Here is a 435-nt window from a genome sequence, read left to right on the forward strand (position 1 = left end):
GTCCACGTCCAGGCCCAGGGGCGTGGAGAGGAGCCGGATATGCATGCCCGGCTCCCATACCGCCCCGCTGTCCGTGCGATGGCCCCGCACGCGGGCCACGGCCTGCCAGCTCTCGAAGATGGAATCGGAAAGCAGTTTGTTGGCCCTGGCCTGCGCCTGGGCAGTGGTCTCCAGGTGGGCGGCATCGCGGATCAGGGGCCGGGCAAAGCCCGCCTCAGCGTCACGGGCCGCGGCCTTGATGGCGGGCTGTGCGCCCTCGTGTTCGTCGCCCGTGCCCTGGCCCAGCACTGTCACCTCCGACCAGCGGCGCTGGCAGTTATCCTCCAGGGACAGGTCCTGCACGTTGTTTTTGGTGCCCGTCGTGTCCAGGATCAGCTCAGCGTCCACGGGCCGGCCATAGTCCGGGGCGGCCACTTTCAGCACACCGTCCGGCGT

General features: G+C 69.4%; 1 pseudogene. It reads right to left on the bottom strand.

The window, feature by feature from the left end:
- Positions 1-423: pseudogene (locus tag JWG43_RS18515) on the bottom strand (phage baseplate assembly protein); the annotation flags it as partial.
- Positions 424-435: the final 12 nt, after the last annotated feature.

This window comes from Desulfobulbus alkaliphilus (genome assembly GCF_016918545.1).
GTDB classification, from domain to species: domain Bacteria; phylum Desulfobacterota; class Desulfobulbia; order Desulfobulbales; family Desulfobulbaceae; genus Desulfobulbus; species Desulfobulbus alkaliphilus.